This is a genomic window from Vibrio sp. MarTm2 (assembly GCF_027587055.1).
In the GTDB taxonomy this organism is placed as follows: Bacteria; Pseudomonadota; Gammaproteobacteria; order Enterobacterales; family Vibrionaceae; genus Vibrio; species Vibrio sinaloensis_D.
The window spans coordinates 1-583 of record NZ_JAPPTK010000050.1; the positions used below are offsets into that span (position 1 = coordinate 1).

1 pseudogene is annotated in these 583 nt (G+C 54.2%); it reads left to right on the forward strand.

Going from position 1 to position 583, the window contains the following annotated elements:
• A pseudogene (locus OH458_RS21965) lies at positions 1-438 on the forward strand (major capsid protein P2); the annotation flags it as partial.
• Positions 439-583: the final 145 nt, after the last annotated feature.

Here is a 583-nt window from a genome sequence, read left to right on the forward strand (position 1 = left end):
CCAAGCATTCGCGCCCGCGCTCATATTACGGAAGCGCAAACGCAGCGCATCTTTATGCCGCGCATCTTCTCGCTGACGTGGTTCGCGTCTGCCTCTGGTCGTACGCCGTTTGATTGGGCTGAGCGCTCGCCGTATCTGAACATTAACCGTGTTCACTTCAAAGACGACACGATTGAGCGTGTTCGCGTCATTCGTGACGACCGTGAAGAAATGAACGTCAACAAAGCGGACAACGCTTTCGATTTGGCGGCAATGGGCCTTGAGCAAAACGATGGTTGGTTCTCGCTCGACTTCATTCGTACTGGTTTTGGTACGGAAGGCAAGCTGAAAACCCAAGCGGTGCGCTCACTGCAATTTGAGCTTGAGAAATCCTCGTCCGGCAGTGTGCCGCTTATCGTGGAAGCCATCGAGCAAGTGGCTGTGGTTAATGCGCAATAGGAGTGGCTATGAGTTGGTTAGATGCAATCAGTGAGGCAGGCGGCGAGCTCGTCGATGCGGTCTCTGATGCGGGCAGCACTTGGATCAAAGGTGTGGCTCAAAACGACATCGACAACAAGCAGACCGCAAGCAACCCAGACGAAGC